The 21,647-nt window shown below is 67.1% G+C and carries 22 protein-coding genes; 4 read left to right on the forward strand and 18 right to left on the reverse strand.

Going from position 1 to position 21,647, the window contains the following annotated elements:
• Positions 1-7 precede the first annotated feature (7 nt).
• Positions 8-2,380: a type-F conjugative transfer system mating-pair stabilization protein TraN gene (gene traN, locus ACPOLB_RS26280; protein WP_425259019.1), complete on the reverse strand. Its 2,373-nt coding sequence runs from the start codon at positions 2,378-2,380 to the stop codon at positions 8-10.
• Between the two features lie 443 nt (positions 2,381-2,823).
• Here traN and ACPOLB_RS26285 point away from each other — a divergent pair, with 443 nt between their 5' ends.
• Positions 2,824-3,867 carry a nucleoid-associated protein gene (locus tag ACPOLB_RS26285; protein ID WP_425259020.1) on the forward strand — a complete coding sequence of 348 codons (1,044 nt, stop codon included), beginning with the start codon at positions 2,824-2,826 and terminating at the stop codon, positions 3,865-3,867.
• Entirely contained in the window at positions 3,839-5,026 is a 1,188-nt protein-coding gene (locus tag ACPOLB_RS26290) for a hypothetical protein (protein WP_425259021.1), read from the forward strand. Before ACPOLB_RS26285 ends, ACPOLB_RS26290 begins: the two co-directional genes overlap by 29 nt.
• A 57-nt stretch (positions 5,027-5,083) precedes the next feature.
• Here ACPOLB_RS26290 and trbC read toward each other — a convergent pair whose 3' ends face one another.
• The 17 genes from trbC to ACPOLB_RS26375 form a co-directional block, all read right to left on the reverse strand.
• Positions 5,084-5,677 carry a type-F conjugative transfer system pilin assembly protein TrbC gene (gene trbC, locus ACPOLB_RS26295; RefSeq protein ID WP_425259022.1) on the reverse strand — a complete coding sequence of 198 codons (594 nt, stop codon included), beginning with the start codon at positions 5,675-5,677 and terminating at the stop codon, positions 5,084-5,086.
• Between the two features lie 94 nt (positions 5,678-5,771).
• Entirely contained in the window at positions 5,772-6,806 is a 1,035-nt protein-coding gene (locus ACPOLB_RS26300) for a TraU family protein (RefSeq protein WP_425261981.1), read from the reverse strand.
• A 41-nt stretch (positions 6,807-6,847) separates the two neighbouring features.
• On the reverse strand, positions 6,848-7,522 hold the full coding sequence (gene traW / locus ACPOLB_RS26305; RefSeq protein WP_425259023.1) for a type-F conjugative transfer system protein TraW: 675 nt from the start codon (positions 7,520-7,522) through the stop codon (positions 6,848-6,850).
• Positions 7,519-7,887, reverse strand: coding sequence for a hypothetical protein (locus ACPOLB_RS26310; protein ID WP_425259024.1), 369 nt, complete (start codon positions 7,885-7,887; stop codon positions 7,519-7,521). Before ACPOLB_RS26310 ends, traW begins: the two co-directional genes overlap by 4 nt.
• Before the next feature lie 51 nt (positions 7,888-7,938).
• The gene (traF, locus tag ACPOLB_RS26315) at positions 7,939-8,481 is read right to left on the reverse strand and encodes a conjugative transfer signal peptidase TraF (protein WP_425259025.1); all 543 of its coding nucleotides are present in this window, start codon (positions 8,479-8,481) and stop codon (positions 7,939-7,941) included.
• On the reverse strand, positions 8,478-8,936 hold the full coding sequence (locus ACPOLB_RS26320; RefSeq protein WP_425259026.1) for a hypothetical protein: 459 nt from the start codon (positions 8,934-8,936) through the stop codon (positions 8,478-8,480). Before ACPOLB_RS26320 ends, traF begins: the two co-directional genes overlap by 4 nt.
• A 16-nt stretch (positions 8,937-8,952) precedes the next feature.
• A complete protein-coding gene (gene traC / locus ACPOLB_RS26325) occupies positions 8,953-11,553 on the reverse strand; it encodes a type IV secretion system protein TraC (protein ID WP_425259027.1) in 2,601 nt (866 codons plus the stop codon).
• Positions 11,554-11,592: 39 nt separating this feature from the next.
• Positions 11,593-12,315: a type IV conjugative transfer system lipoprotein TraV gene (gene traV / locus ACPOLB_RS26330; protein ID WP_425259028.1), complete on the reverse strand. Its 723-nt coding sequence runs from the start codon at positions 12,313-12,315 to the stop codon at positions 11,593-11,595.
• Entirely contained in the window at positions 12,312-13,139 is an 828-nt protein-coding gene (locus ACPOLB_RS26335) for a DsbC family protein (RefSeq protein WP_425259029.1), read from the reverse strand. Before ACPOLB_RS26335 ends, traV begins: the two co-directional genes overlap by 4 nt.
• 79 nt (positions 13,140-13,218) lie before the next feature.
• Positions 13,219-14,586 (reverse strand): TrbI/VirB10 family protein, encoded by a 1,368-nt coding sequence (locus ACPOLB_RS26340; RefSeq protein WP_425259030.1) that lies wholly within the window; start codon positions 14,584-14,586, stop codon positions 13,219-13,221.
• Positions 14,587-14,663: 77 nt separating this feature from the next.
• Entirely contained in the window at positions 14,664-15,599 is a 936-nt protein-coding gene (locus ACPOLB_RS26345) for a type-F conjugative transfer system secretin TraK (protein ID WP_425259031.1), read from the reverse strand.
• Positions 15,586-16,152, reverse strand: coding sequence for a type IV conjugative transfer system protein TraE (gene traE / locus ACPOLB_RS26350; protein ID WP_173806301.1), 567 nt, complete (start codon positions 16,150-16,152; stop codon positions 15,586-15,588). The genes ACPOLB_RS26345 and traE overlap by 14 nt, the downstream gene beginning before the upstream one ends.
• A 91-nt stretch (positions 16,153-16,243) precedes the next feature.
• Positions 16,244-16,543: a type IV conjugative transfer system protein TraL gene (traL, locus tag ACPOLB_RS26355; RefSeq protein WP_128001254.1), complete on the reverse strand. Its 300-nt coding sequence runs from the start codon at positions 16,541-16,543 to the stop codon at positions 16,244-16,246.
• Between the two features lie 31 nt (positions 16,544-16,574).
• The gene (locus ACPOLB_RS26360) at positions 16,575-16,991 is read right to left on the reverse strand and encodes a hypothetical protein (protein WP_425259032.1); all 417 of its coding nucleotides are present in this window, start codon (positions 16,989-16,991) and stop codon (positions 16,575-16,577) included.
• A gap of 150 nt (positions 16,992-17,141) precedes the next feature.
• A complete protein-coding gene (locus ACPOLB_RS26365; RefSeq protein ID WP_425259033.1) occupies positions 17,142-17,912 on the reverse strand; it encodes an OmpA family protein in 771 nt (256 codons plus the stop codon).
• Positions 17,909-18,454: a lytic transglycosylase domain-containing protein gene (locus ACPOLB_RS26370; protein WP_425259034.1), complete on the reverse strand. Its 546-nt coding sequence runs from the start codon at positions 18,452-18,454 to the stop codon at positions 17,909-17,911. The genes ACPOLB_RS26365 and ACPOLB_RS26370 overlap by 4 nt, the downstream gene beginning before the upstream one ends.
• Before the next feature lie 261 nt (positions 18,455-18,715).
• Entirely contained in the window at positions 18,716-19,231 is a 516-nt protein-coding gene (locus ACPOLB_RS26375) for a hypothetical protein (RefSeq protein WP_425259035.1), read from the reverse strand.
• Between the two features lie 286 nt (positions 19,232-19,517).
• Between ACPOLB_RS26375 and ACPOLB_RS26380 the strand changes: the two genes are divergently transcribed.
• Both ACPOLB_RS26380 and ACPOLB_RS26385 read left to right on the forward strand, forming a co-directional pair.
• Complete coding sequence (locus tag ACPOLB_RS26380) at positions 19,518-20,084, forward strand: restriction endonuclease subunit S (protein WP_425259036.1); 567 nt, start codon at positions 19,518-19,520, stop codon at positions 20,082-20,084.
• A gap of 14 nt (positions 20,085-20,098) precedes the next feature.
• Positions 20,099-21,625, forward strand: a complete 1,527-nt coding sequence (locus ACPOLB_RS26385) for a type I restriction-modification system subunit M (RefSeq protein ID WP_425259037.1) — start codon at positions 20,099-20,101, stop codon at positions 21,623-21,625.
• Positions 21,626-21,647: the final 22 nt, after the last annotated feature.

A 21,647-nucleotide genomic window follows, 5' to 3' on the forward strand; every position in this document is an offset into this window, starting at 1 on the left:
CTGGCCCTCATTGGCACTTCCCCTGGCCGTAGTAGCAGGTGGGCACGCGGCTGGCGCTGCCGGCCTGCAGCGCGTTGACGTTCGGCAGGGTCGGCACCAGCGACGCGTAGAACTCCGACAGGTCCATCGCCGCGAAGTTGAGCGTCTGCAGTTGCGCCACGGTGAATCCGGAGCAGTCGGCGTTCTGGGCGCCGCCCCAGCCCTTGCCGATCTGGGCGCGGCCCTGCTCGTTGACGATGCGCGCCAGCATCGAGTTGAAGCAGCACTTCGAGGTGGTGTGCTCGACGCAGGAGACGCACTTGCCCAGGACCTGGAAACAGGAGGAGCACCAGCTGCCGATCGTGTGGCACAGCCTGGCGCCTTCCTTCATCGCCAGCTTTCCCTCGTCCTCGTTGCACGACATCATCGAGAGGAGGATGTAGATGATGACCGCGATGGCCAGCGTCCACGGATCGAAGGCCACGACCAGGCTTTCCCCGGCGTACACGGCGACCGATCCGGCGGGCAGGGCAGCGCCGTTGACGGCCACTGTCACGCCATAGGTCGTGAAGGTGCCGCTGAAACCGCCCCCCATCAGCAGCGCGGAGATGCCCTGGTAGATGAACTGCTGGTTCTGTGAGCTCATCAGCACATCGAAGACCAGGCGCGAGCCGTCGCCGAAGACGCTCTGGTTGGTCATGCCAGCGCCAGCGCCGTCGGCGTAGCAGCAGTTCTTCAGCAGCCGATCGCGGCAGCGGTTCTCTTCGCCCTTGAAGACCTGCATGCGGTCGGAGTCCAGGTAGATGCCCGCCTCGCGACCTGCCTCGAGCATCGACATGCTGCGGGCGAAGTCGGGGTCGTTCGGCGCGCCGATGTCGAAGCAGTTGCCGCCCAGGCAGAAGACGTTGGTCGGGCAGTTGCTGCTGGTCGTCACGGTCTCGGCCGGCATGGGACAGCTGTAGCCGTCCTCGAACACCTCGCACACGCCGGTGAGGGCATTGGTCTGCCGACATGTGGAGGACTGCGGCGTGCAGCCTGCCGCCACCAACGGTGCGCACTGGTCGGCCAACGCGCCGCCGCTGCACGACATGGTGCTTCGGTACTCCCAGCAGTCGCGGGTGATGGCGACGCCGTCGATGACCTTGGTCCCCGGGCCATCGGTGCAGACGGCCGGCGTGGTTGCGGTGCAGCGCCCGCCGGCGTCCAAAGTCGGGCACTGATCGTCCCAGCCGTCGGTTTCGGTGATGGTGGTGGCGGGGCGGGTGTAGGACAGCCGCATCGTCGGGATCGGACCGAACGCGGGGTTCGGCGCCCAGCCGATCACGGCGCGGTCGCTGTCGATGTTCCAGTAGTAGCCGCCTACGGTGCCAGTGATGTCGAATCCCGCGTAGGGCGTGGAGCCGGGCGCCGGGGCGTAGCACTTGCTGTCGTCCAAAGCCGTCGTGGTGCAACTGCCTCCCCCATGGCAGACCGTGTCCTGGATGTTGTTGCCACTCTGCGTGCCGGTATGGCAGGCGGCGTAGATCTTGAGGAACGGTTCGACGCTTGTGCAGCCATGGCCAGCCTCGCCACCGCCGGAGCAGTCCTCGGCGCGCTCTTGCGCCACGAAGGCCGTCAGACTGCAGGTCGGCCCAGCGCAGCTGTTGTCGGCAGCCCAGACGGCAGTGCGTAAGGGCTGTCCGTCGATCATCGAGTAGGTGGTGTCGAGGACCGACACGATCTGCGGGAAAGCCACCGGTGTCGTCATGTCCACGTCGAAGAAGCTGAGCGGAATGCCGTCTTGGGTGACGCGGAAGTGCTGGGCGGTGACGGCGCGGTCGGGCAGGCACTGCACATCCAGACCGGCGCGGCCGGAGGCGGCGTGGGCGAACCAGTCGCCCGGGTTGCAGCTCGTGGCCCGTGTCGTGCTGACGTTGAGGCTGCGGCTGCAGATGTAGTTGCCGACGCCGACGTGGCGCAGGCAACTGCGTGGCTGCATGCCGGCGGGCACCGGGGTGACTGTGGTGGTGCACCCGCTGTAGTAGGCGGCCAGGCTGCCCAGCTCGGCCGACGGCGTCCGGCCGATTGCGCGCGCAGCCGCGACCGCAGGGTCATCGGCGCCGATCGTCGGGCGCGGTGTGTTGGCCGAGGAGAAGGCGCCACGCTGCGCCTGGCAGAGCGGGTCGGTGGGGATCAGTGCACAGGCGGACAGCCTTGCGCTGCCCTGCGACGACAGGTTGGGCTGGCGGTAGTAGCTGCGCTCGGGAGGGGTGGTCGTGTAGCCCGGGACAACGGCGGTGGCGCCACGGGTGGTGACGTTGCCGAGGGCGACCGGGTTCGCGGCGTGGCCGGCGGCGACCCCTTCCTCGTGCGGGCCGGCGACGGCTGCGGTCTGCGTCGCCAAGTAGCAGGCGGCGGTCATGCAGGCGACGAGTCGGCGACACGGCGAGGCACGGCTCGCCGTGGACGGCGGCGGGGAAGGGCGGTGGCTACCGGGGCCGGGCGGGGTGGGGAGAAGCACGCCCCATGGTCAGGGGCAGTCCGGTCGGTGTCTCGGGGAAACGGGGTGCGCGAGGGCGGGGTTTCGAGGCTGGGCTACCCCCGTTGGCGATCGGCGGGTTTGGAGCGGTTGCGGGCGGTTGACGCCCCGGCCTCGATGCACGGCATCTGGAACGCTGAGGTCAATGGCCGCGCACCGGTAAGCCCGGCGAGCATTCTCTGTGAGCTTGAGGTCGGTGGCTCATCTCTTGAGCCAGCACCTCGATATCCTCTCCGTGAGCAGTCAGAGGTCTTCGCCACGCCGCGGGTTGGGCCCCTACCTGTGTACCTGAGGTGCCGCTAACATGAGGACACAGTGGAGGAAAAATGACACAAAACCTGATTCATGCAGTTATTCACAAGCTTGAAAAGGAATCCAGCGGCCCGTCAAGAATTGTTGAGGCGGCAGCCTGCCTTGATGTCTCGGAAGAGCCCTTACAAGCTTTGGTGAATCAAGTTCATGATGTCTATTCTGGCCGTGAGTCGAAGAGCTATGGGAAGTTTGATCCCAATTTAACTCCGGTATCTGCGGAACCGCATTTGAGGGGTCTTCGCGACAACGAAGCCGCGAACTTTCTGGAGATATCCAAGCAGTTGATGCTGGTGCTGAAGGATAAATCAGATGGCGAGAACTTCTCAACCGGCGGACATGTCTTAATTGCCGAGTCAACATCCTCGAGTGTTCGATGGGTGGTGGTGGTCATCCTGAATAACAAGGCTGGAACCACAATTAACGAACGTCTGCAAGTGGTACGTGCTCCGCACCTCGATGTTGACGGCATTCGTTTTGCCGGTCGTGTAAACATGACTAGCTGGCGGGAAGGTAACACAGAGCGATATATCAGCTTTCTGAAAGGCAAGAAGAACGACGTCTCCCAGTACTTTCAAAGATTTCTTGGGTGCTCCACTGTTCAAAAAGACTTGGATGATACCCGGAATCTAGTCAAGGCCGTCAAGACATTTGCATCCGCTAAGAATCTCAACGAAACTGAGCGCGAGAACCTACTGAAAGAGGTATATAGATTTGCGGATGAGCGGGCAACCGCCAAGGAGCCATTGAGTCTTGCCGAACTCGCTAACCGAGTCTGGTCCGCGGAGCCTGAGGCCTTGAAGGATGCTTTTGCAATGGCAGATCCTCCCATATCAGACGGTTTTATGCCGAAGAAGCGCGGTCTTGACGGACTGACGCGTTTCTCGGCCAAGGCTGCGAAGTGGAAACTTGAGTTTGAGCGGGACGCCGTGCAGGACCACACAATATATTTCGACCCAGACAATCAAACGATCACAATCCGGAACCTCCCGGCCGAAGTTGTTGAGAATTTCCGCGCTGAGTTTTCTGCACATGCCCAAGAAGACGATTCCGCTGATTGATCTTGTGGCTCTGCTCCGCAAGATGCAGTCACGCCAGTGGCGAGATGGTCGCCTTCACGGGCAAATCACGGTGGCGGACGAGGCGATGGTGGCGCTTCTCAGCAGACTGTTGGCCGAGGAAGCAGCCGATGACTACCCTTGCGTGATCGAGCAAGGAGACCCTGAGACACTAAAAGTCGGAGACGTACTTCAATTAGGTTTTGGATCTCCAAGAACAAGCATCGGCCTTGTGGTCCGTTCGGTGGAAGCCCTCTTGAAGAACCGCGAGATAGCAGCGGGCACCGTTGACTTTGCGTGGTACGTCTTTGAGGAAGACGTTGCGAGCTGGGAGGCCGACGCTGATCTCTGCAAGCGCTTGAATACTGTCAAGCGCTTGGTTCATGCGTTTGAGGTTTCTGCTGCACTGTTCGATCACCGAAAGATGAACCTCATCTTCATCAGGAACGGACGATTCGATGTGCCCGTGCACTATTCGGATTCGGATCTGAAGGCTTTCGATATCGCCACAGCAGAGGGCTTGATCAAGGAGCTTGGACTGGAAGACGGCCATAGCCAACAGAGGAAAGAGATTTGCTGTACTGCCGTCTTGGAGTTGTTGGCGAATACGCCGGAGGCGTCAAGGTTTTCCCAGTTGCTTAACTGCGTGGTTGAGCTTCGCGCTCGCTTTGACGAGGGCTACAAGCTATTTGCTTCGTCTTTCTCGTTTGAGAAGATCCGTGAAGAGGCTGAGGCGGTTAGAATCGAGTACACCGCAAAAATACACAAAACTCTTGCTGATATTCAAGGCCAACTGTTGGGTATTCCTGTTTCGACAATCGTCGTGGCGACCCAGTTCAAGGAGGTTTCAACTACTCCTGGACAACTGTGGATAAATATCGCTGTAATGACTGGCGCTACGATATTTGGCTTCTTGCTTTTCATAGCGTTATGGAATCAGAAGCACTCGCTTGACGTTATCTTCGATGAAGTCACTCGACATGAACGCGGACTGAAGCGTCAAAGCGAAGAGTTGGCATCAAAGCTAAGCAATGTGTTCGAGAAGCTTCGAGCCCGGGTTTTCTGGCATGAGGTTGCGCTTGCTGTAATATTCCTTGTCGCAATCGTGGCATGGCTTGTAGGATTCTCGGTGTTTTGGATGCTGTCGCGCTCGGCGTTCTGAGCATTCGGCCCGTGCAGTCGCGAAACCGTTGAGATGCAACTTCGGGTCAGCGCCTAGCTAGCGCTCTGACCGAACCGTTCCCTGCCAGCCCCGACTTAGGTACTGCATCGCATAGTTCAGGGTCACATCTCCAGCGACCTTTACAAACTGCTGCGAGTAGCCACACGTGCGAGATCTACAGGCCTCGGTCCCGGCGCCGTCCATGACCAGGACGAACGTCGGAGTCCTCGTGATCCCATGGCGATCGAACGCTTCCGGATCGATCTGAACGGCAACACGGCGGCTGCCGATCAGCGCCTGCATGCGGGTCACCGTGTCTTTGATCGATCCGTTGACCAACCCCCGCAGCACGAGCATCGCGCCCGCCCGCGCTGCCTGGTCGACCAAGCGCTGGAGCGTTGGCTCCGGCATCGCGAAGCTCACGAAGATCAACACCTTCGGCTTTGCCTTGCCCGAAGTCATAGCCGCTGCCTGAGCTCCGTTCTGCACGTCGAAGCCCTTGGAGATGGCCTCCAGGTCGATGGGCATGCGGGTCACCGGCTGCGGCAGATTCTCGATGCGAGGTGCGCCGGGAATCGGCACCCGTGCCAGCTCAGCCTCGGTCGGCATCCGATGCTGCTGGCGTGCGCGCTCGACGTCGGCATCGGTCACGGTAGGCGGCGTGGCCGGTGCCGCTGTCGCGCTTCCGGCAAGGAAGAGCGTAGCGATTACGGCGCCAAGCGCCCGCCCGATGGGCGATGCCCCGTCAGTAGCCCACACAGCAGTTCCTCTTCCGAAACAGCATGAACGCGAAGTCCTCGCCGCGCACCGGGTACTCCTTGCCTGCGCCCCAGACGATCGTGCTGCGGCCGAAGGGCTGGCAGCAGCGGCCACCGTCCTTGGCGGTGTTGGCCACCGGGTAGGTCAGCTGGGTCTTGTAGGCGGTCTTGTCCATGGCCGGCAGGAAGTAGGGTCCGCAAAGGCCCGGCCGGCCATGCCAGCCCCAGGCCAGCAGCTCGCGGTGCATCTTGGCGGTCAGCCGCTGCGCGATGAGCGCCGCCGTTCGCACCCCGCCCATGTGGTACGGCACGTGGCCATCGAGGGGGTAGATGCCGCCCTGGCAGCCGGCGCACCAGAACATCTCGGCGATGCCGAAACCAGCGGTCGCAGCAACGCAATCGGCCGCGCAGGCCGCCACAGCCACCGGGTTGGCGAACAGAACGGCCTCGGGGTTGAGGATGAGGGTCAGTTCGTCGTCGTTCCACAGCGGGTCCACCTCGGTCAGGTAGGCCAGGTCGAACGAGCCCCGCTCCAGGCACGGGAAGTCGGTCACCACCTCCAGCCAGTACAGCACCGGGTTCACGTAGAAGTGCGCCTGGTAGAAGCTGCCGCCGTCGCCATCGCCTTCGGGGCGCGTGAACCGTGCCGCTGCCGGCGCCGGGATGCCGGGGTCGAGGTCGATGCCGCCCAGCGACGCCAGGCAGAACGGCTTGCGCACGGCCTCCACGTGCCGGGCCGGCTCCCAGAACCCGATCGACAGGCCGATGGTGGGGTTGACGCTGCAGCTGCAGACCGGGTTGGACGGGTTGGGGATGTCCTCCTGGCCATCGAAGTTGGCGATGGTGGCGCTGCCGATGCTGATCGGCAGGATGCAGCTCCAGCAGATCTCGGTGATCGGGTTGGGGAATCGGCCGGTGCAGGTCAGGCTGTCGGCGGCCTGCGCGGGCGCCACCCAGAGCAGGGCGGCAGCCAGCACCGCACGGGCAAGCACCTGGCTGGCCCATCGGCGAAGCGCGGGCATCGTCTGTGCGGCGAGCCAGCGGATCAGGGAGGGCAGGGTGGTCACTGCACGAGCACCTCGTCGACTCGCAGGCGCATGCCTTCCTGCGAGACCAGGGCGGGTACCTGCCTGATGCCGAAGCGGCGGGTCAGCGTCCCCTGCTGGTCGTAGTACACCGGCACGCGCCAGGCCTTCATCAGATCCAGGTACGAGCCACCGGTCAGGATGGGCTTGACCTTGCCGTCGTAGCGCGCGATCAGCTCGCGGGCCCGAGCGACCTGTCGTCCGTCACGGGCATCGAAGAACAGCAACCGCTTGGAGAGCGACACCACCTCCAGCGGGTTCTTGCGCGTCCCGGCCGGGAACAGCAGCCGGCCCTGCGCATCGACAATGTTGCGGTCGAGCGTGAAGGTGGGATCGATGGTCCAGGACCGTGCAGTCTCGGTGCTTCGTACGCCCTCGACCGGCGCGGGCTGGCGCACGGCCGCCACACCGCGGTTGCGGGCCTCTTCGATCAGACGCTGCAGCTCACCCGTGCGTTCCTTGTCGCGCAGGCGCTGCTGGATGAACTCCAGCAGGTGGGGCTCGGCAATGCCGTAGGTCGGGCCGATCGTCCCCAGGTCCGCGGCGTGGGTGGCGGTGCTCAGGGTCGTGGCGACGGCAAACAGCAGCCACCGAATGACGCGCGCCGCCGGGCTGGTGCAACCTGCCCGAGGCAGTGGCATTTCGAACTTCATCTTGCCGCCTTTCGGGTGCAAGAGACCTGCTCGCCTAGCCGAGCCAGCCCTGGCCCGTCCTGAAGGTGGCTGGCCCGGATCATCGCCATCAGCAGCGGATCGCCGTCCCCTTCCGCCATCGCCTGTCGCAACTCGCGGCTCGAAAGACTCCGGTGGCACCGACGCTCGTGCGCCTGGAGATAGGCCTGCGCCCCTTGGTGCGCCGCAGGCGAGATCTGCAGGAGCAGCGCAAGGTAGTCGGCCATCGGCACGTCGCCCTTGACAGCTGGCTCAGACGATGTCTGCGCCAGCGCCGGCAAGGCCGCTGCGAACGCGGTCAGGGCGACAAGGGACGCCAAAGAGGCCCGGGAGGTCGATTGGGCCACGTGACGGGCCCTCGGCCAACGCAGCTTCGGGTGCGGATCCACGGCAGCCCCTCAGAACAGCGGCACCACGGTGCCCAGCACCTGCTCGGCCCGCACGAGCCCGCTGCTGCGGTAGCGCGAGTCGAACGAGTCCGGGCCGGTGCCCTGCACGTAGTAGTGGCCTGGCGGGATCACCGTCGGCGCGATCGGCTCCAACGGGCGCCGGTCGAAGGCCAGGGCCTTGGCCGTGCCGACGACGACACCGTTGACCGACACCGTGCGGCCGGATACCGTCACCACGTCGCCGGGCAGGCCGCGCACGACCTTGAAGAACGGCTGACCGTCCAGTCCGGGGTACGCGGCTCGCGCCTCGCCCGCAAACGAGAAGATGACGAACTCGCCGCGCTGCAGCGGATGCTCGCCGTGCTGCAGCCAGGCCACCCGGTACGGCAGACTGCCCGTCCAGTTGAAGAGGACCGGCACGCGCGGCGTCGGGTCGATGAAGAGCCGCGTGTAGGCGAAGGCCCAGATCGCGAAGACGGGCAGGTAGAGATACCAGCGTCGCCGCATGTGCATCGCAAAGTCGATGGCCTGGGTGCGAAGGCTGCGCTTCATCGGGCCTCCTCGGGGTCGTTCCTGTGGGGTGTCGGGGGATGGCCCAGCTTCTGCTGCAGCAGTGCCGTCAGATCGACGGTCCGCGGTGTCCGGCCGGCCACGGCGCTCTTCAGAACCACCAGGCAGGCGCAGTCGCGCGGCAGTTCCTCCAGTGCGGCCGGCAGCCGCTGCGAGAAGCTCCGGGCCAGCGCGAACGCCCTCTCGCGGTCAGCGTCGGTGGTGGCGCGGGTCAGGAGCTGGGTGAACTCGGCCTCCTTCTGCCGGTACACCTCGCCGACATCGACCACGCCGACCCGCTGGGCTGGGCGCACCACCACGCGGTCGTAGGCGGCCAGCGTGCCCAGCACGATCAGCAGCGCGAATGACGCGTGGAGGAGGATGGGCGCCACGCCCACGGGCCCGGCAAGGGGCTGCTGGGGGTTCGGGCCCGCACTGGCGCTGGCGTAGACGTCCATGGGGGCCTCGCCTGGGTCACACCGCGTGACCGCGCCGCCGCAGCAGCTCGGTGATCGCGTCGTCGATGCTCAGGCCCTGCGCCCGCAGCTCGTCGATCGGGGCGTTGTCCTCCAGCTTGTTGGAAAACAGCAGGTGGGTCGCCGGGTCGAGGATGTTGCGCGCCACGCCTTCGCCCACCGGCGAGGAGATGTAGACCTCCGAGAAGACGCCCGGCTCCGTGCGCAGCGAGTTGAGCAGCCGCTTCTTGGGCTCGTCCATCGACAGCCGCCCCTTGCGGTCGAGCATCTCGATGGACTCGGGCTTCTGTCGCAGCAGGAACACCCAGTCCGAGCAGTTGAAGGCGGCCTCCATCTGGGCCGAGCCGTAGTAGTCGTCGGCGCTCTGCGTGGCCGTGCCGAGCGATCCGCCGTACTTGCGGGCGCGACGCGCGGCCTCCTCGACCACGGCCGCCTTCACGGGGTCGTCGGCGCCGATGTCGCCCAGCTGCTGCTTGAGCTCGTCGATGAAGAGCACCTTGCGCCGGTTGCGCGTCAGGTACATCTCGCCGGTGATCTGGTGCAGCAGCAGGATGTTGACGACCGCATGCAGATCGGGCCGGCGCTTCAGCTCCTCGTTCTCGATGACGACGAAGTCGTTGCCGAAGTCGATGTTGTTGCGCCCCTCGAAGAAGCGCTCGTACTGGCCGCCGCGCGCGTAGGGGTTCAGCATCACGGCCAGGTCGCGGATGCGCGGGTCCTCGCGCACGCCCAGCTCCTCGATGGTGCCGGCCTTGAAGGCGTCGCGCAGCGCGGTCACCGTGAGCGCGTTGCCGTGCTCGCGGAACAGCTTGATGACCATCGCCGAGATGGCCTTGTACTGGACCTCGTCCAGCGGCCGGGACATCGAGGCCATCTTGGAGATGGCCGGCACCAGCATGTCGATGTCCTCGTTGATGTCGACGATGTGCGTGAAGGGGTTGAGGCAGATGTCGACGTCGGGCCGGAACTCGATGTACGTGCCCTTGGCCTTGCGGCACAGCTTCTCGAAGGACCGGCCGAGGTCGAGCATCCACACCTTGGCGTCGATGGCCCGGTAGGACCACGCCATCTCGTTCATCAGCACCGACTTGCCGGACCCGGGCGCGCCGATGATCGCGAAGTTGTAGTTGCCCAGGTCGTTGTCGAAGATGTCCAGCGTCATCAGCTGGCCGCGCCGGCCACCGAAGACCAGGGCAGGCGTGCGCGTGCCGCGCCACTCGGCGATCAGCGGCGCCAGGTGGATGGCATTGGCCATCGTCTTGCGCGAGACGCGGCGCATCTTGGCCAGGTCCTTGTGGAAGGACTCCGACAGCGTCATCGGCAGGCTGGCCAGCAGCGCCTGCCGGTGCATGTAGACATCGGCATTGAGCTGGAAGCCCCGGCCGCGCCAGATCGCGTTGGCGGTCTCCTGGGCGGACACGGCCTTCTCGGGCGGCGAGAAGATCGCCAGCTGGTGGTACAGGCTCACCAGGCTGCTGCCCACGTCGATGGCGTTGGCCGCCGCGGTCCAGTCCTGCAGCTTCTTGCCCACGTCGGGCATCACCTCGGCCATCTTGCTGCGGGCGTTCTGGGTCGCGCGCACGTGGTTGGCGGTGACCACGGACTTCATGACGTTGGGGTCGAGCACGTGCACGCCCATGGTCAGCAGGAAGGGCGCGCTGTACTGCAGCGCCGGCTGCATCAGGTCGCCGATCAGCGAGCCCATCTGCCACAGCGCAAAGCGCTCGGGGAAGGACTTGATCGAGTAGAAGCGTGCCTCCAGCGATCCCTGGTGACCTTCTTTCCAGAGGGTCAGGCCGGCAGGATGCGGGTCCTGGATGGTGTCGAAGTCGACGATCTGGTCGCGGATCTCGCGGCCATCGTCGTAGTGGAGGTTGGGGGCGTCGGTCTGGGAGACGCGGTCCGGGTTGGTGAACAGCGCACACCAGTTGATCAGGTCCGCGGCGTCGCAGACACGGCTGGGCAGCGACGCCGAGCGCAGCGTGGACGCCATGGACTCGCGCAGCGCGACCAGTTCGTCGCGCCGGGTCAGGTCGCCGGCCTGTTCCACGCCGCCGGGCACCGACACGCTCATCATCAGCCGGAAGTCGCGGATCGTGTAGTGGAAGCCGGTGGTCAGCGACTGCTGCGCACCGTGCAGCAGGTGCCCCACACGCTGCCGAGCAAGGCGGTGGAACAGGTTGTCGTTGCGCGCCGGGCGACCCCAGTGCTTGGCCTTGTCGGCCTGGTCGGCATCCTCGACGCGAAGGTTGGCATAACGGCGCAGCTGCTCGCGGATGTGCGGCGAGGCAAAGAGGTGGAACTGGATCCCGGTGGCTGGCGGGCAGGTCGAGTACAGCGAGATCAGCACCTCGGCCATGCGGTCGTCGGCACCCGACTGCGGCATCAGCTCGAGCATGAAGCCCAGGCTGTCGCGGTTGACGAAGAGCTTCTCGTCGGCGAGGTAGGCCGAGTAGGGCAGCCAGGACGCGAACTGCTCGGCCGGCGTGTCTGGAGGCGAGCCCAGGCCCAGCCAGCCCAGGCTGCCGTGGCCGGGGCGGCTGGCGCCGGGAAAGGCGGCGGATCGGGTCGAATCGGTCTGGGTGAACGGAGTGGGCATGGCGCGTGCCTCGCAGCGAATACCGGATGAGGTGCCAGGTCAGTCGTTGGGTTCGTTGCCACGCGGATCGACGGGCATCTGCGGCCGGCCCGCCGGAGGTGTCAGGCCGGGTAGGGACAGCGAACCACTCGGTTGATCTGTCCGACCGGACTGGTTCGATGTCCTGGGGTCGCGCGAGTCGGTGGCGCCGCCGGCAGGACGTGCGGTTGCGGGCGGCGGAGGCCGCAACGGCGCGTAGGCATCGCGGATCTGCCGTTGCGCGTGCTCGACGAGCCACTGGCCATCGTCGACCCGGACGTAGACGTAGCCCTGGTCGTGGAGGTCGCGGTCGGCGTCTTCCCAGGGCTTGAACCAGAGCCGCAGGATGCGGGCCGACGACCGGAGCGGCATGGCCGTGGGCGAGGGCGGCGTCGATGGCGAGACGGCGATGCGGGAGGCCGCCGCGCCTGCAGCACCCGCCGCGGCTGCGCCGGTGATGCCCTCCGTCGCGCGCGGAGCTTGCGGCGTGCCTGGGCTGGCACCAGCCGTTCGCCGCTGACTCGGCAGGTTGTTCTGCACGGCATTGGCGTAGGTGCCGGAGACGGAGTCGCAGGTCACGCCGTCCGGGGCCTTGCAGGCATAGCTGGAGCTGCCACTGAGACCGCTCATGCTCATGCAGCCGCCCAGCATCCAGGCCAGCAGCGCTGACGCCGCGGCCAGTCCGGTGGCTGGGGCAGCACGCAATCTCGGAGCTGCGTGGAACACGACGGCGGGCTTCTTCATGGCTTGCCCCCCGCCGTCTGCGACACCTGCTGGAGGCGCGCGAGCAGCACGGTCCGTTCGACGTAGCCGTCGGTTCGGGTGCCATCCGCCCAGACCAGGGTGGGCGTGCCCTGGACGGCGAGGCGTTGCGCGAGCGCGAGGTTGCGGTCGAGCGGGTTGTCGCACTCCGGGGCACGCGGGGCTGCCGGGTCGCCCGCCGGCCTGAGCAGCGAGGTGTCGCCCTGCAGCATGAACTGGTGCCAGGCCTTCTCGCGGTCCGCCGCGCACCAGATCGAGACCGGGCGCGCGCGGCCCTGGAAGGGCACGAGGAAGGTGTAAATCGTCACGTCGTCCAGGCTGGCGAGCTCGGGCTCGAGCCGGCGGCAGAACGAGCAACCCGGGTCGCTGAAGACGGCGATGCGACGGTGCTCGTTGCCGCCACTGCCGCGCACGGTCTTGATCGCGTCCGCCAGTGGCAGCTGGTCGAAGGCGATGGGCGCGTCGGGAGCCGGCATCCTGTCGGCCTGCGCCGAGGGAACGCCCGCGCCGGGCGCCTGGTCGGCCTGCGCAGCGATGGTAGCCGCGCGAGCCAGTCTGGGGCCGGTGAGGTCCTGCATGGTCTGGGTGTCGAAGACCCGGCCGAAGATGAAGTAACGCGGATTGCGCGGCGACACGTAGGCCACGTTGCTGTTCATCCAGACCTCGTACAGGCCGGCGACGGGCGAGCGCTGCACCTGCGTGAACTGGGTGCCGGGATGCGCCTTGCGCAGCGCGGCCAGCAGTCGAGCCTCGTCGGAGGCGGCGGCGCAAGCGTGGCCTGCGGCAAGGGCCGCCAGACCGGCCATGACCCAGGCCGCGGGACGGAGGTACCGGCCGGGAGCACGCGGGGCGGGGGAGGGAAAGGCGAAGCCTGGCGAGGGCTTGTCAGTCGTTGGCATCGTCGGGGGCCTCCGGGTTGCTCGGTCGGACTGCAAGGGGCGCAGCGGCAGCGGTGCTCATCGGCACGTCGATGCGGACGCCCTTGGTGATGACGACATCGATCTCGCGGCCAGCGTCGACCTCGATCACGGGGAAGGTGTTCTCGGCCAGCTTGATGTAGTACTGGGCGAGCCGGTCGAGGGCGCGGCCGACGCCGGTGCCCAGCCCGGCCCGGTAGGCGTCGGCACCCGAGGCGCTGGTGATCGTCCCCAGCGGTGAGGTGCTGACATTGGTGGACGAGGTGGCCAGGCCCTGGCCGATGCCGCTGACCACGCCGGCCAGCAGGGCGTTGGCCAGCATCTGGCCCTGCTTGGTGACCAGCCGGCCGCGCATGCCGACCTTGCCGTCCTCGCCGTAGACGCTGCCTTGGATCTTCACTTCCAGGGTTGCGCCGTCGGCGCGGACACACGAGAGGTTCTCGGTGCGGAGGTAGGCCCGCTCGGAGCTGATGTCGCCGTAGCCAGCCGCGATGACGAAGCACTCGCGGTACTCGCCACGGAAGCGGTTGGGCAGCACCGCGTTGTCCGACAGGCGGATCAGCACCGGGTGGGGGTTGGATTGCGCCTGCCCGCCGGTGGGTGCGTCCAGCCCGCCGAGCAGCGTGCCGCGCGTGAAGCTCACCGGCAGCCAGGTCGACACTGTCCGAGGCTCGGCCGCCGGTGTGCCGGCACGCTCCGAAGCGCCGCCGCTCGTGCCGGGGACGCCTTGCATGCTGCGATCCACCAGCGTGACGCGGCTGATGGCCGGTGCCGCCGGGGCGGGGTCGGCCGTCGGCAGCCCCGGCATGCCCGCCGGCAACTGTCGGCCGGCCGTGCCCGGGCCGTAGGTCGAAGGGAGCGGCAGGCTGGCCGCCGGCGGCAGCCCGGTCGGCGTCGTGCCGGCCGAGACCGACGGCAAGGCGGGTGGGAGTGGTGCAGGCACGGGCGGAACCGGGACCGCAGCGGGAGCCGGAGGGGCGGCACCCTGGGCCGCCTGCGTCGCCGAGGTCAGGCGCTGTTCCAGTTCCGCGAATCGCTGCATCGTGCGGGCCTCGAAGGCCTGGCGGTCGCGGTTGAGCCGGGTCTGCTCGTCGCGCTCGCGCTCGTACTGGGCGAGCTTGCTGCCTGCCGTGCCGACCCACTGGTCCACCGGGTTGACCTGCTGGCCTGGCGGCATGACGCCGATGTTGGTGACCGGCCCTGGCGCGCCGGCGGCGGGCTTGCGCGCACCGGACGACGAGCCGGTGTCCGTGGACGCGAAGATCAGCCACAGCAAGCCCACGCCGGCGGCCACGATCACGCCCAGCAGAGCGAACTGACGCTGGCGTGGCGTCATCCGCTCTGCCAGTTGCGCGCCGAAGCGGGTGGCCGACTGGCGAAGAGCGGCTGCGGATGGAGGCAGGGGCGACACCATCACTGGCCTTCGCGGCGGATGACGAAGACGTTGGTGGTCTCGCCCGGGCGCAGGTTGTGGTGCTCGACAGCCACGGCCAGCACCTGTCCACCCGAGGGGCTGTCGGGTCGGTCGAACTCCTGCTCCGCCAGCACCATCACGGCCTGGCTCACGTTCTGCAGCAGGTACTTCTCACCCACCAGACCCCGGCCCTCGTAGCGCCGCATCAGCGAGAACCTGGCTTCCGCCCAGAGCTGGATCGGCTGGTTGAGCTCGTCCACACGGATGTCGGGCGGCACGCGGTCGGACGCCATCGCCAGGAGCAGCGTCTTCAGCCCTCGGATGTGGTTGGGGGCGGTGCCCAGCGGTGTCTGCGAGCGCGCGGCGCCGGTCGCTGACTGCATCGCCTGCAGCGCCCGTTGGCCGGGGTCGCGGATGACGATGGTGTCCGCCGGGGTGTCCGCCTTGCGCAGCACCAGCGTGTAGGTGGCGTGCGCCGACGAGATGAACAGGTTGACCGGCTTGGGCGAGTCGCCGACCGGACGGATGTAGATCTCGCCCTTGTCGCGATCGCACTCCAGGACGATCTCGCCCGCTGGGTTCACGGCTGGCAAGGCGGCAGCGGGCGGTGCACCGTTGCTGCCGCTGGAGGACGGCGCAGCACCACCGCAATTGCTGGAATGGATGTTGCCGAACACGTCCGTGATCGGGGCACCGTCGATGCGGATGCGCGTGGGCTCCTTGATCGACAGCACGGCCTCGACGGCCACGCCGTCGCGGGCATCCAGCACCTGCAGCGCGGTTGCCGGCGCTGCGGCCGCGAGCAGGCCTGTCAGGGCCGCCCATGCGGCGACCGAACGGAACCCGCGGGGTGCCAGGGAACCTGGCGCCATGGCCACCATCGCTGCCGGGGCAGCGTGGCGAAGGCGCAGCTGCCGGGAGTCACGGCGCGGCATGGGTCACCTCCTTGAAGGTCTTCAGGTGCATCCGGCCGCCGCTGTACGCGAAGCCCACCTCGTAGGCCTTGGCGTCGTTGGCCGTTTCCAGGCCGTTGACCAGCGTGCGCAGCCGGCCGCGGACGACGACGGTCTGTGTGTCCTCGCTGGGCACCAGCTGCTGCGGCATGAAGAAGGTGCTGGCGTTGATGCGCTTCAGCCGCGCCGCCTCCAGCTCCTGGCGGGTCTTGAGCTCGCCGTGCTGGTCGGGCTCGACATAGCCGAGCAGGATGTCCTTCTTCCAGTCGATGGAGGCCGGCGTCACGTCCAGCACCAGCCAGGCGATGAACGCGCCCATCTGCTCGAGGTACTCGCCGCTGGCCTTGTCGCGCGAGACCCAGAAGGACTTGTTGATCGACGGCGGCACGACGACCGTGCGCACCGTGCCCAGCAGGTTGAGGATCACCACCAGGGCCAGCACATGCGCGCCGGCCAGCAGGCCCACGGTGAGCGCAAGGCCGCGGTTGCGGCGGCGCATCTCCTTGATGTCCCCGTTCAGGCGTTCGAAGTCCATGTCAGTCCCGCCCGGCCGTCCGAAGGGACTGAGCAGCCCCTCGGGGGCCGCGAACGAAGTGAGCTGGGGGCCTCATCGCTTGGCCTTGAGGTCAACCGACCATGCGCCGGATGTGCGACGGCGGCGTGGCGCGCATCGCCGTCAGCGGGCTGGTGGGCAGGTGCCAGTACAGCCAGTGCACCGCGAAGGCCGGGTGCTTGTCGGCCTTGATGCGGGCGATGGCGCGCGAGGTGAGGAAGCCGGCGGCCAGGCACAGCGCGAAGGAGAACTTCGAGCCGGACATGTAGCCCATGAACAGCCCGAAGAGCAGGGGCGCGGCGACGTCGACGTCCCAGAAGCCGATCTTCCACTGGTCGTCCAGGCGGCGCGGGATGTAGGTGTCGGCGTGCATGCGGGCCTCCTGCTCGTCGGCTCCGCGCGCGTCAGATCACCGCACCCATGATCGCGCCCGCGATCACGAGGCCGACCGCGGCGAAGATGGCCAGCCCGACATAGAACAGCACCGGGCCGAAGTTGCGCAGTGCGGCCAGCGAGATCAGTGCGACCACGAAGCCGACGAAGCCGACCAGGGCCTTGATGCCCGGCCCCAGGCTCGCGATCTGCGTCAGCGCCGAGGTGAGCGGGCCGGTGATGCCGGTGAAGGCGACCAGGTCGAGGGCGTAGCCGGGAAAGGCGACGCACAGGCCGAGCGCCATCAGCACGAAGAGCGAGACCGGCGACAGCAGGCGCTTCGAGCGGCGGCTGCCGGCGAAGTTGGCCGCACCGGGGTCGTCGACGCCGTTGGTTGCGAAGGAGCCCGTGGCACGGGCGGGATGCACAGAGGCGAGAGCGGTGTTCATGGGAGTCCTCAGATGGTTCAGGGCCGGGAGTCGAAGGTGGATCGCGGTGGCGTCGGGTCGGGTGCAGGTGATCAGCGGGTAGGTGCCAGGGTGCGGGCAAGTGCGGGTAGGGCCGGGTGGGCAGATGAGGGTCGGGCGACTGCAGGCGCTCTACAGGTCGGAGGGAACATGCCAAAAGGCGATCTCGACCCGCCGGTTGCGCGCACGGCCCTCCGGGGTGTCGTTCGCCGTGGCGTAGCAGCAGACGCCGCGTCCATCGACCTTCACCTCCGCGCCAGCCAGGTGCGGGTGGTGCGCCCGCAGGTACTGCGCGACCGCAGCAGCGCGCTGGCGGGCCAACAGGTCGTTGGCAGCCGCAGGTCCGACGTTGTCCGTGCGGCCCCGGATGTCGATGCGCCGGATACCTTCGTCCTTTGCCGCGGCGTCGATCGAGGCGCGGGCGGCGGCCGTGAGCACCGCGCTCCCGAACGGAAAGCTCACGACGACCTCGGACACCAGCGGTTCGCTCGCGTCCTCGGGCCCGATCGCGGTTCGCTGCGCAGGGGGCAGCGGTGCCTGGGGTCCGGCGATCACCAAGGTCTCGCCGGGGCTCAGCGACTGTGCAATGACCGCATCCGAGCCCGGGATGGAGTCAGCTCGCGCTTCAGCCGCTGCTGCACGCGGCGGATCGACGGCCAGCGTCTTCGGCGTGACGACGGGGCAGGCGGGCGGCGCGCACGTGGCGAACCGAGCCTGGCGGCCGTGGTCCAGCTGGGCGATCGACAGCCCCGCTGCGGCACGAGCCAAAGTGGCGGGCGGTTGAGCTGCCTCTGGCCTTGAAGGGAGGGCGCCAGTTCGGGGTGCGCTGCACGACGACGCGGCGCCAACGACCGTCACCGCCAGCACAGGCACGGCCAAGAGCCGAAGCGGATGTCGCGTCATGGCGCCACCCTCGCAGCCAGGAGGATGGGCGCCGGTTGCGCCGCCTGCACAGGCCGCTGCGGGCTCGCCGCGACGGGACGTGTAGCCGCGCCGCTGGCGGAAGGCAGCCGGCGGTAGACCTTCCAGGCGTAGCTGGCACGCGCCGCCGTGCAGGCCTCGCCCTTGAGCTGGCTGCAGGCGGCGTTGTAGGCGCCGACGGCGTTCCAGGAGGCACCGTGCCGAGTGAATGCGTCGGCCAGCAGCCACGCGCCGACGTGGATGTTCGTGCAAGGGTCGTAGAGTTGCGCCTCGCTGATGCCATGCCGCGCAAGCGTCGGAAGGTGGGAGCTGTTGATCTGCATGAGCCCGATGTCGTAGGAGCCCGTGCGCTGCAGATGCGATCGGTTGACGGCGCGTGGGTCGAGGTTGGACTCGACACGCGCCACCGCGACCAGCAGGTGGGGCGACAGCCCGTAGCGCTGCGCCGCCTGCTCCCAGCAGGCCTGGGCCTGCAACGGCGCCCAGCCGGTGGCGAGCGCTGCCAGCAGCCAGGGTCCTGGCATCGGCCGGATCGGCGACCGTCGCGCGGGGAACAACAGCGGCATTTGCATGGATCGACCCGTGACGTCTTGGTGGACAGGGCGACGCCGTTCCAGTCGGCCAGGCTTGGCCGAGTGCGGGGCGTCGAGCGACGGGTGCGGACCGGCGAACCGGTCAGGGTCGGAAGCGGGTGTGGAGCGGGTATTGAGAGCGGGTCTACGTGGAGGCGACCTGCGGCGCGTGTGGGGCGAAACCCCAGCACCACCGCGCCGTCACCTCTCGCCTCATCCGGGGCGGCATGGGCGCCCGCGCGCGGCGCGGTCGGCCATGTTCAGCCGCGCCTGGCGCAGTACCAGCATGTCGGCGCTCTCGTGTTGGCGGCACAGGGCCACGCAGGCGGTGGTCAGCTGGTCGAGCTGGAACTTGGGGTTGGGGTGGCGGTTGGCCGGAGAGCGCTGCACGGCCAGCAGCAGCTCGTATTGCGGGCGCCACATAGACTCGCGGCGCCTGGGCGTCAGCGGTGGGCGCAGCACGAGTTGCGTACCCAGGAAGTCGAAGATGCGCATCGGCGCGTCATCGTGCAGGAAGACCAGCGACACGCAGGCGCTGATCAGGTCCGGGAAGCGGAAGGTCGGCGACACGTTGCCCTCGCTGCGCAGCACCGTGAACAGCCAGTCGTGCTCCTCGAGCCAGAGCCGGGTCTCGATGGTCTCCGGGTGTTCGCTGTCGTGGGCGCCAGAGCCGGAGCGGCCGGCCTGGGTGGCGACGTCGCAGCGGGCAGCGGGCAATGCAGAGTACATGGCGCGGTCCTCGTTCGGGGGCTTCAGATTTGAAGGCTGTGCTCTGTCGAGCGCGTGACCGAGAGGGTAGGAGCCGGCCGCTGCCGTGGTGGCTCGGAAAGGCGGGTTTGCGAGGGGGGTTTCGGCTTCTGGAATCGAACCCCTCGTGGGCGTGGTCTGTCTGCGCAATCATGGCGGTCAGGCAGGTTTCAGTGCATCTTTGACCAAACTGCACTTGCAGATACGGCAGACCGTGCTTTAATATAACGGTATGCCGTTTGATGCACTCAGAACTGTGCTTGCCGACGTGGCCCAACTTCAGGCGGGCTACCCCTTCCGCACCACGGTTGAAGAGGTGCCGGGCGGCGACGTGCACGTGATCCAGATGAAGGACGTCAGCCCCGAACTGGGCGTCGACTGGTCCGCCGTCATGCGCACCCGGCTGGCCGGGCGCAAGCAGCCCGACTGGATCGTCGGTGGCGACATCCTCTTCGCCGCCAAGGGCGCCCGGTTCTACGCGGCCTGTGTCGGCGCTGCCTTGCCCAACGCCGTGTGCGTGCCGGCCTTCTTCCACCTCAGGGTCAGGCCCGAGACTGCGCTCGACCCCGAGTTCCTGGCCTGGCAGATCAACCAGCCGCCGTGCCAACGCCAACTGCTGCAGGCCGCCGAGGGCAGCAGCCAGCTCAGCATCCGCCGCGCGGTGCTCGAGCAGTTGGTCCTGGCCATTCCACCCATCGCCGAGCAGCGCCGCATCGTCGCGCTGGCCGGCCTGGCGGTGCAGGAGCGACTAGCCCTGCAGCGCCTCATCCACAACCGCGAACAGCAACTCCAGGCCATCGCCGAAGACCTGGGCGCTGAAGCCAGCTCACATTGACCGCAGGACACCGCATGAACGACGTCGCAACACCCCAGGCCGCCGTGAGCCAGGACGACATCAACGCAGCCGTCTGGGCCGCGTGCGACACCTTCCGCGGCACCGTGGACCCGAGCATCTACAAGGACTACGTCCTGACGATGCTGTTCCTGAAGTACGTCTCCGACGTCTGGCAAGACCACTACGACCACTACAAGGCCCAGTACGGCGACCATCCCGAGCTGATCGCCGAGATGCTGAAGAACGAGCGCTTCGTGCTGCCGGCCAGCGCCAGCTTCTACGCGCTGCATGCGCTGCGGCACACGCCGGGCAATGGCGAGCGCATCGACAAGGCCCTGCATGCCATCGAGGAGGCCAACCTCGGCAAGCTGCGCGACGTGTTCCAGGACATCAGCTTCAACAGCAACAAGCTGGGTGACGAGCAGCAGAAGAACGACATCCTGCGCCACCTGCTGGAAGACTTCGCCAAGCCGGAGCTGAACCTGCGCGAGAGCCGCGTCGGCCAGCTCGACGTGATCGGCAACGCCTACGAGTTCCTGATAAAGAACTTCGCGTCGACCAGCGGCAAGAAGGCCGGCGAGTTCTACACACCGCCCGAGGTGTCCACGTTGATGGCCAAGCTGATGGATCCGCAGGCCGGCGACGAGATCTGCGACCCCACCTGCGGCTCGGGCTCGCTGCTGATGAAGTGCGGCAGGCTCATCCGCCAGCGCACCGGTGCGCGCAAGTACGCGCTGTACGGGCAGGAGGCCATCGGCAGCACTTGGGCGCTGGCCAAGATGAATATGTTCCTGCACGGTGAGGACAACCACCGCATCGAGTGGGGCGACACGATCCGCAACCCCAAGCTGCTCGACGGCACAGCCAGCCTTAAACACTTTGACATCGTCGTGGCCAATCCGCCCTTCAGCCTGGAGAAGTGGGGCTTCGAAGGCGCCGAGGCTGACAAGTTCAGCCGCTTCCGCCGGGGTCTGCCGCCGCGCACCAAGGGCGACTACGCCTTCATCCTGCACATGGTCGAGACCATGAAGCCAGGCTCCGGCCGCATGGCCGTCGTGGTGCCGCATGGCGTGCTGTTCCGCGGTGCCGCCGAGGGGCGCATCCGCCAGAAGCTGATCGAGGAGAACCTGCTGGACGTGGTGATCGGCCTGCCCGAGAAGCTGTTCTACGGCACCGGCATCCCGGCCGCGGTGCTGGTGCTGCGCAAGCACAAAGCCGACGACAAGGTGCTGTTCATCGACGCCAGCCGCGACTTCGAGGCCGGCAAGAACCAGAACATGCTGCGCGAGGCCGACCTGCAGCGCATTCTGGACACCGCCGCCGCCCGCCAGCCCGTGGCGCGCTATGCCCACCTGGCCACGCCGGCAGAGATCGCCGAGAACGACTTCAACCTGAACATCCCCCGCTACGTCGACACCTTCGAGGAAGAGGCCGAGATCGACCTGATGGCGGTGCGCCGCGAGCGCGAGCAGTTGAAGGCCGAGCTGGCACGGCTGGAGGTGCAGATGGACGTCTACCTGAAGGAGCTGGGCTATGAGTAGGCCTGCTCTGTGAAGTCAATCG

This window comes from Rubrivivax soli (assembly GCF_049810355.1).
Classification (GTDB): domain Bacteria; phylum Pseudomonadota; class Gammaproteobacteria; order Burkholderiales; family Burkholderiaceae_C; genus Rubrivivax.

What these genes read in the sequence shown, in the direction of transcription:
- traN (WP_425259019.1), bottom strand. Translation starts at nt 2,380, where the DNA reads ATGACCGCCGCCTGCTACTTGGCGACGCAGACCGCAGCCGTCGCCGGC.
- ACPOLB_RS26285 (WP_425259020.1), top strand. Translation starts at nt 2,824, where the DNA reads ATGACACAAAACCTGATTCATGCAGTTATTCACAAGCTTGAAAAGGAA.
- ACPOLB_RS26290 (WP_425259021.1), top strand. Translation starts at nt 3,839, where the DNA reads ATGCCCAAGAAGACGATTCCGCTGATTGATCTTGTGGCTCTGCTCCGC.
- ACPOLB_RS26300 (WP_425261981.1), bottom strand. Translation starts at nt 6,806, where the DNA reads ATGCCCGCGCTTCGCCGATGGGCCAGCCAGGTGCTTGCCCGTGCGGTG.
- traW (WP_425259023.1), bottom strand. Translation starts at nt 7,522, where the DNA reads ATGAAGTTCGAAATGCCACTGCCTCGGGCAGGTTGCACCAGCCCGGCG.
- traF (WP_425259025.1), bottom strand. Translation starts at nt 8,481, where the DNA reads ATGAAGCGCAGCCTTCGCACCCAGGCCATCGACTTTGCGATGCACATG.
- ACPOLB_RS26320 (WP_425259026.1), bottom strand. Translation starts at nt 8,936, where the DNA reads ATGGACGTCTACGCCAGCGCCAGTGCGGGCCCGAACCCCCAGCAGCCC.
- traC (WP_425259027.1), bottom strand. Translation starts at nt 11,553, where the DNA reads ATGCCCACTCCGTTCACCCAGACCGATTCGACCCGATCCGCCGCCTTT.
- traV (WP_425259028.1), bottom strand. Translation starts at nt 12,315, where the DNA reads ATGAAGAAGCCCGCCGTCGTGTTCCACGCAGCTCCGAGATTGCGTGCT.
- ACPOLB_RS26335 (WP_425259029.1), bottom strand. Translation starts at nt 13,139, where the DNA reads ATGGCCGGTCTGGCGGCCCTTGCCGCAGGCCACGCTTGCGCCGCCGCC.
- ACPOLB_RS26340 (WP_425259030.1), bottom strand. Translation starts at nt 14,586, where the DNA reads ATGACGCCACGCCAGCGTCAGTTCGCTCTGCTGGGCGTGATCGTGGCC.
- ACPOLB_RS26345 (WP_425259031.1), bottom strand. Translation starts at nt 15,599, where the DNA reads ATGCCGCGCCGTGACTCCCGGCAGCTGCGCCTTCGCCACGCTGCCCCG.
- traE (WP_173806301.1), bottom strand. Translation starts at nt 16,152, where the DNA reads ATGGACTTCGAACGCCTGAACGGGGACATCAAGGAGATGCGCCGCCGC.
- traL (WP_128001254.1), bottom strand. Translation starts at nt 16,543, where the DNA reads ATGCACGCCGACACCTACATCCCGCGCCGCCTGGACGACCAGTGGAAG.
- ACPOLB_RS26360 (WP_425259032.1), bottom strand. Translation starts at nt 16,991, where the DNA reads ATGAACACCGCTCTCGCCTCTGTGCATCCCGCCCGTGCCACGGGCTCC.
- ACPOLB_RS26365 (WP_425259033.1), bottom strand. Translation starts at nt 17,912, where the DNA reads ATGACGCGACATCCGCTTCGGCTCTTGGCCGTGCCTGTGCTGGCGGTG.
- ACPOLB_RS26370 (WP_425259034.1), bottom strand. Translation starts at nt 18,454, where the DNA reads ATGCCAGGACCCTGGCTGCTGGCAGCGCTCGCCACCGGCTGGGCGCCG.
- ACPOLB_RS26375 (WP_425259035.1), bottom strand. Translation starts at nt 19,231, where the DNA reads ATGTACTCTGCATTGCCCGCTGCCCGCTGCGACGTCGCCACCCAGGCC.
- ACPOLB_RS26385 (WP_425259037.1), top strand. Translation starts at nt 20,099, where the DNA reads ATGAACGACGTCGCAACACCCCAGGCCGCCGTGAGCCAGGACGACATC.